At 40.0% G+C, this 6,533-nt stretch carries 7 protein-coding genes and 1 pseudogene; all 8 read right to left on the bottom strand.

What is annotated here, in order from left to right; translation table 11 throughout:
* On the bottom strand, positions 1-325 hold a 325-nt coding region (locus JCM21531_RS18060; protein ID WP_131464552.1), incomplete at its 3' end, for a condensation domain-containing protein.
* Entirely contained in the window at positions 313-510 is a 198-nt protein-coding gene (locus JCM21531_RS18055) for a hypothetical protein (protein WP_054847163.1), read from the bottom strand. The genes JCM21531_RS18055 and JCM21531_RS18060, both read right to left, overlap by 13 nt.
* The gene (locus JCM21531_RS24120; protein ID WP_054847162.1) at positions 510-2,381 is read right to left on the bottom strand and encodes a condensation domain-containing protein; all 1,872 of its coding nucleotides are present in this window, start codon (positions 2,379-2,381) and stop codon (positions 510-512) included. Before JCM21531_RS24120 ends, JCM21531_RS18055 begins: the two co-directional genes overlap by 1 nt.
* Entirely contained in the window at positions 2,378-3,169 is a 792-nt protein-coding gene (locus JCM21531_RS24115; protein WP_094184841.1) for an AMP-binding protein, read from the bottom strand. The genes JCM21531_RS24120 and JCM21531_RS24115 overlap by 4 nt, the downstream gene beginning before the upstream one ends.
* A gap of 4 nt (positions 3,170-3,173) precedes the next feature.
* Complete coding sequence (locus JCM21531_RS23135) at positions 3,174-4,139, bottom strand: condensation domain-containing protein (RefSeq protein WP_279379108.1); 966 nt, start codon at positions 4,137-4,139, stop codon at positions 3,174-3,176.
* 61 nt (positions 4,140-4,200) lie between these two features.
* A pseudogene (locus tag JCM21531_RS24110) lies at positions 4,201-4,578 on the bottom strand (condensation domain-containing protein); the annotation flags it as partial.
* 75 nt (positions 4,579-4,653) lie between these two features.
* Complete coding sequence (locus JCM21531_RS18030) at positions 4,654-4,926, bottom strand: hypothetical protein (RefSeq protein WP_054847158.1); 273 nt, start codon at positions 4,924-4,926, stop codon at positions 4,654-4,656.
* Positions 4,927-4,928: 2 nt separating this feature from the next.
* Positions 4,929-6,533 (bottom strand): condensation domain-containing protein (locus JCM21531_RS16280; RefSeq protein ID WP_243467864.1); only part of this gene is annotated, 1,605 nt, incomplete at its 5' end.

The following is a 6,533-nucleotide window of genomic DNA, read 5'->3' as shown; positions in this document are numbered from 1 at the left end:
CATTGTCAGGTGTCCTTTCTGCCTGCTCCTCAAACACCTGGCTTAAGGTCTTTTCCTTGGGATATTCTTTATTCGTGTCGTTAAAGTCAAAGAGAATCTGCTCTTTTTCTTCCCTTGTGAGCATCTCTATCTCAGAAATTTTCTTATTCGGTTTTTGCAAAACTTCCCTTGTAATATTTGCAAAGTGTTTAGCAAGCCTTTCTATGGTCTCTTTTTTGAAAAGTGCAGTATTGTACTCAATAATGCATTCAATACTTCCGGTTTTGTCTAAATATACATCAAGCTTTAAGTCCAATTTTGAGGTATGGCTGTTTAATTTATACAAATCAAAGGATAAGCCTCTAGTTTCAAGCTGATATCCCTATCAATTTCATTATGAAAAATAAGCATGGTATCAAAAAAAGGATTTCTTGAAAGCTCCGGCCTGAAACTGAGCTTTTCCACCATCATGTCATAGGGATAATCTTGATTTTCATATGCTTTCACCAATTCGCCGTTTACACTGTTCATCAGTCTTCGAAAGTACCGGCCGCATTTATTTGAGTCCTTATCGGAAGGAAGTTGTTGAACATTCCCACCATGTTCTCCAAGTCAGGATGATTTCTACCGGCAGATAAGGAACCAATAATTATATCCTCCTGGCCGGTATACCTGTGCAAAAGAGCTGTGTAAACGGAAAAGAGCAAGCTATTGAGAGTAATCCCTTGCTTTTGTGCCAAAGCATTTAACAGTGCCGAGGTCTCCACTCCCAGATTAAACTCCACCGTATCCCCTACAAAGGTCCTTACATCCGAACGGCTAAAATCCAGTGGCATGTCAAGAACAGGGATGTCTCCTTCTAAAGTTTTAAACCAGAAGTCCTCCTGTTTCTTTAATGCTCCATCTTGAAGGCGTTTACTAATCCAGTAAGAAAAATCCTTGTATTGTATCCTCAAATCCGAAAGCTTCCTACCATTGTACAGCTCTCCAAATTCTTTTACCAATATGGCCACAGAAACTCCGTCCGATATTATGTGATGCATGTCCATAAAAAGAATATGTTTATCGTTTCCAAGTCTTATGAGGGTAACCCGAAACAGCGGTGCCTCTTCCAAATTAAAGGGCTTTACCAGCTCCCTTAATACACCATCCGGACTCTTATCATTGCATTCGATAAAGTCCACATCAAAGTCCACTTCACTATGTATTTTCTGAACTATTTCTCCATTATAAATTCCAAAAGAGGTCCGCATGGGCTCATGCCTCATCACAAGCTCCTTAAAAGCACTCCTTATCCTATAAGGATTAACTGTACCTTCCACCAAAAAAGCCAAAGGCATGTTGTAACTTACTCCAATTCCTTCAAACTGGTGCTGCACAAACATTCTTTTTTGAGAAGAAGATGCAGGATATATCCCCTTTGGATAACCTATATTTTCCTCTATCGGATTTATTTTTGAATATACACTTTCTTCCAAACCATCAATGCAATCGGCAAGCTCTCTTAAGGTTCGGACGTTCAATATTTTTGACAAGGGTATTGACTTGTTAAACTCCCTATGTATGCGTGCCGACAAAACCGTAGCTTTTAGAGAGTGGCCTCCCAGTTCAAAGAAGTTGTCCGTTGCTCCGACCCTGTCAACTCCCAGCACTTCTTCCCACAATCGAGCCAGCTTTTCTTCCGTTTCTCCCTCCAAAGGCACGTATTCTCTTTCCGCTGCTTTGTCTGTTTCCGGCTCCGGAAGTCTCTTTTTATCAATTTTACCGTTTGAGTTAAGAGGCATTTCATAAAGCCTTACAAAACAGGAAGGAACCATGTAAATCGGAAGCTTTGCCATCAGATACTCCCTAAGGCTTGGCAAAGAAACTTCCTCATTTGACGTAAAATAGGCACACAGATATTTATTGCCGCTTTTATCCTCCCGGACAACCACAATCCCTTCTCTGATTCCTTCATATTCCAAAAGCTTAGACTCTATCTCCCCAAGCTCTACTCTAAAGCCCCTAAGCTTTACCTGAGTATCTATTCTGTCAATAAATTCGATACTGCCATCGGAACGCCATCGTACAAGGTCTCCGGTCCTGTACATCAAACTTAATTCCTTGTTTTTATTACCCCTGCTGCTCTTATCATTGTCATATGCCTCAAAGGGGTTTGGAACAAACTTTTCTTTCGTCAATTCCGGACGATTTAGGTATCCCTTCGCCAAACCGTCCCCGGCAATGCACAATTCACCTTGGGCTCCAAAAGGCTGGAGATTGTTGTTTTTATCCACAACATATATTTTGGTGTTGGATATAGGCTTTCCAATCGGTATGGTTGCATCCCCGTCTCCTATGGAATCAACAAAGTGGTACGAAGCAAAAACTGTACTTTCCGTAGGCCCGTAAACATGTATCAACCGGCCCGGGCAACATAGTCCAATACCTTTCTCACATGGGAAACTGAAACTCTTTCGCCCCCAAAAAGTACCTTTCTGACATTTTTAAAGCATTGGGGATTAAGATCGGCAAGAGTATTGAACAAAGCTGTGGTTATAAAAAATACCGTAATGTTTTCTCTTTCTATAAGTCTTGACAGCTCAAAAATATCGAGCAAAGTCTGGCTTTTGACCAAAACAAGCTTTGCCCCGTTCAGCAGCGCCCCAAAAATATCAAAAGTAGAGCCGTCAAAAGCATAATTGGAAAGCTGTAGTAAAACATCCCTATCAGTAATATCAATATAATTGGTGTCTTTAACCACTCTAATAATGTTGTAGTGAGTGGTAAGGTTACCTTTAGGCATACCGGTGGAACCGGAGGTATACATAACATATGCCAGACCTTCAGAAGAATTTATACATTCAATATTTTCCGCATTTTCATTCTTAAAAGCGCTGTTGTCTTTGTCCATTACGATAAGTTCCGGTAAAGAATCCTCTAACGAGAGCTTGCTTTCAAGACCTGCACCCAAAACCAGAAATTTTGTGCCCGAGTCACGGAGTATAGAAGCAATTCTGTCCAAGGGATACTCCGGATCTATGGGAAGATAAGCTCCCCCCGCTTTTAAAATTCCGAAAATAGCAACAATCATATCCGGCGAGCGTTCCATCAGCATTCCCACTATATTTCCCGCTGCCACTCCTTTTTTTCTTAGGAAGTGTGCAAGACGATTGGCCTTTTCATTAAGCTCCCTATATGTCATTTCCATACCCTCAAAACAAGGGCAATATTGTCCGGAGCCTTTGTACCTGTTCTTCAAACAGCAGGCTCAACGTTTTGCTCTTTGGATATGTAGTGTCCGTATTGTTATATCTATATAAAATTTCATCTCTTTCATCTTTTGACAAAATATCTATTTTTGAAACCTCTATACAAGGGTTTTCAATCATGCAATTTATAATATTTATCAGCTGACCTGCCATTCTTTCTATGGTAGCTTGCAAAAATACGTCACTATTGTAAATAAACTTTAGCTCCATACCGTCAAACACCGATACCGCAACAGCAATATCGAAATTTGTCATCTCAGACATGGAAAAGGACTCTATTGCAAGACAGCTGTCTTTGTTCATCATCTGCTTGTCTATAGGATAATTTTCAATTACCATTATTGAATCAAACAAACTCTCTTTATTGTCCATACTGCTTAAGGATTTGATGTCTGTGAGGGGCGTGTCTTCATAAGGCCCCCTGTCCCTTAGGGACTTTTCCACTTCATTTAGTAAGTCAGACACCTTCTCCCTTGCTTGTGACCTTACTCGAAGAGGCGGTGTGTTTATAAAGAGACCCACCATATTCTCAATTCCCTTTATTTTTGCCGTTCTGCCCGATACCGTCGTGCCGAAAAGTACATCCTCCGAATTATTATACCTTTGAAGCAGTATTCCCCAAGCTGCATATAAAACCGATGCCAAAGCCACCTTTTGTTCCCGGGCAAAATTCTTTATTTTCTCGGTGTTTTCCCTTTCAATATCAAGGGTGTAAATCCCGGCCTTCTTTATCTCTCCCTGCTTTTTTGAATCCCAAGGTAGCAAAGTCCTGCTCTCGATTCCTTCCAAATACTTTGACCAATAGCTTTTTTGTGCGTTGATATCCCGGCTTTGATGCCATTTTACAAATTCCCTGTACCGGTTCTTTACAGGCCTTGACGGCTGCTCTCCTTTTTGAAAGCATTGTATGCCTCAAAAACTCTTTAAGAAGTATGGAGTTGCTCCAGCCATCATAGATAATATGATGATTGGATATAATCATCTCATATTTGTCTTTGCAGAGTTTGCAAAGAGTTATCCTGAAAGGCTCAGTACTTATATCTATGCCTTCTTCTCTGTCCTTTTCCTTTAATCTCTCAAGCAGACTTTGCATTTCTTCCTCGTTATACTCGGAAATATCACAAAGCCTTACAGGAATCTCATAATTTTTTAAGACCACCTGAACCGGCTTCTCAAGCTTTTCCCATCTAAATACCGTTCTTAAGGCCTCATTATTTTGCGCCGTATAATTCCATGCCTTCCCAAATGCGTCAATATCTATATTTCCGGCAATTCTCATGCAAAGCTGCTCAAAATACTGCCTGCTTTCGGGATTGCTTCTGTAATGAAACAGAATACCCTCTTGCATCGCAGTCAGTGCCAATATATCCTCTATATTTTTTTATCAAGCTTATTTGCTGTCATACGTCAATCCCCCTGATTTTCAACCAAACAACATATCCAATTCTTCCTGATTTATATCTAGTGTTTCAAAATCCGATGGAGTAAAAAATACTTCCTGGGTTTGAGCTGTATATTCCACTATATCCTTAAGGTTTTTCAGGTATTTATCTCTAAAACCTTGGATGGTTTCTTTTTTGTATAGTTTTTCACTAAAATGAATATCCATTTTAAATGCATTGTTTACAACCATGCAGTTTATCTCTACTTTAGCGGTCAAAGAGTTGTGGATGCTTGTATCCCTTCCGGTGTCCATGTCTAAATAGGCAAAAATATCATTGTCTCCTTCTTGCCAAATTGCCCAAGGTAGTTGAACCTTATTTCCGCAATGCCTCTTTTTTCCGGTATAGCACAGCTTAAATATTTAAGTATTCCGTATCCTATGCCTTTTTGAGGAACTTTTCTTATCTGCTCCTTTATTTCCTTTATCTGCTCCCCCATATCCTCATGGATAATCTCAAGCTTTAAAGGATATATTGCGGTAAACCATCCTACTGTCCTGGAAACATCAATACCATCGATATTTCTCCCATGGCTTTCCATCTCTATCACCATTTCGTTTTGGCCTGTCCATTCCCTTATTGTCCTTGCCAAAGCAGTAAGAAGAAGCTCTTCCACATTGGTGTTGTAGGCCTTATGGGCATCTTTCAAAAGCTTTTCCGTCTCAGCCGGCTCAAGTTTTCCTTCAATCACCGTGCCATGATTTTGGCTTAATTCCCGGTTATCGAAATCTTCCGGAAGCTTGAATAGAGTGCTTTCACAGGAAACCCAAAACTCTTTTTCTTCATGGAATTTGGCACTGTCCTTTAATGAATCCAGCTTTTCATACCATTCTTTGAGGGAGGCCGTCTTTTGAGGAAAAGTTATCTCACTTCCGGTATCTATTGCTTTAAAGGCAGTATACAAATCCTCAAGTATAATCCTCCAAGAAACTCCGTCAACCACCAAATGATGCATTGCAATAAAAAGTCTTGTGTCATTTTCACCAAAATTGATTAACGCAGCCCTTACCAAAAGTCCATTCTCTATATCAAAGCTTTCTTTAAACGACTCACCTATTTTTATCATTTCCTGTTTTTGCTCATTTTCCATAAGACCAGAAATATCAAAGGTCTCAACTTTAAATTCCTCTTTAAGATGACGGCTGTTATAATACAGTTTTTTATCCTTAGCCGAATAATTTACTCTCAAACCGTCATGGTGTTCTATCATCTTTTTAAAGACCTTTTCGATATCTTTAATATCTATTTTCCTCTTCATTTTCAGTAAAACCGATTGGGTAAAATAGCCGGGGTTTTTGAATTCTCTACTGAAAAACCAGCTTGCCACAGGTGTTTTTCCAAAACTTCCTTCGACAAGTCCTTGTACGTGAATTTTTTTATTTTTCTTCGGTTCCACATTAAGGAGGATTCCTGAAATCGTGCGATACACAAGAATATCTTTTACCTCTATGTCTATTCCTTCCCGTGCCAGCAAGGAAACCACCTGTATTGCCTTTATGGAGTCTCCCCCCAATTCGAAGAAGTCATTGTTAATTCCTACTTTTTGTACTTGGAGTACTTTCTCCCACACCTTTGCCATCTTGTGCTCAAGTTCATTGCCGGGGGGAATGTACTTCCCTTCAGTATCTATATTGATTGAAGGCATGGGAAGTGCCTTTCTGTCAATTTTTCCGTTGGGCGACAGAGGCATTTTATCAAGCCTTATGAAGTAAGACGGAACCATGTATTCCGGAAGACTTTTCGTTAAATGCTCCCTAAGCTCTGAAGGAACAATTTCCCGGTCCCCTGTGATGTATGCGCAAAGATAATTGCCTCCATCCGCATCTTTCCTTGCCATGACCACTGCTTCTTTTATATCAGA

Source organism: Acetivibrio straminisolvens JCM 21531, from assembly GCF_000521465.1.
In the GTDB taxonomy this organism is placed as follows: Bacteria; Bacillota; Clostridia; order Acetivibrionales; family Acetivibrionaceae; genus Hungateiclostridium; species Hungateiclostridium straminisolvens.
Note: the sequence above shows the minus strand (reverse complement) of the source record. Positions and strands in the feature narration are given on the sequence as shown.

What these genes read in the sequence shown, in the direction of transcription:
- JCM21531_RS18055 (WP_054847163.1), bottom strand. Translation starts at nt 510, where the DNA reads ATGAACAGTGTAAACGGCGAATTGGTGAAAGCATATGAAAATCAAGAT.
- JCM21531_RS18030 (WP_054847158.1), bottom strand. Translation starts at nt 4,926, where the DNA reads ATGGACACCGGAAGGGATACAAGCATCCACAACTCTTTGACCGCTAAA.
- JCM21531_RS24115 (WP_094184841.1), bottom strand. Translation starts at nt 3,169, where the DNA reads ATGGAAATGACATATAGGGAGCTTAATGAAAAGGCCAATCGTCTTGCA.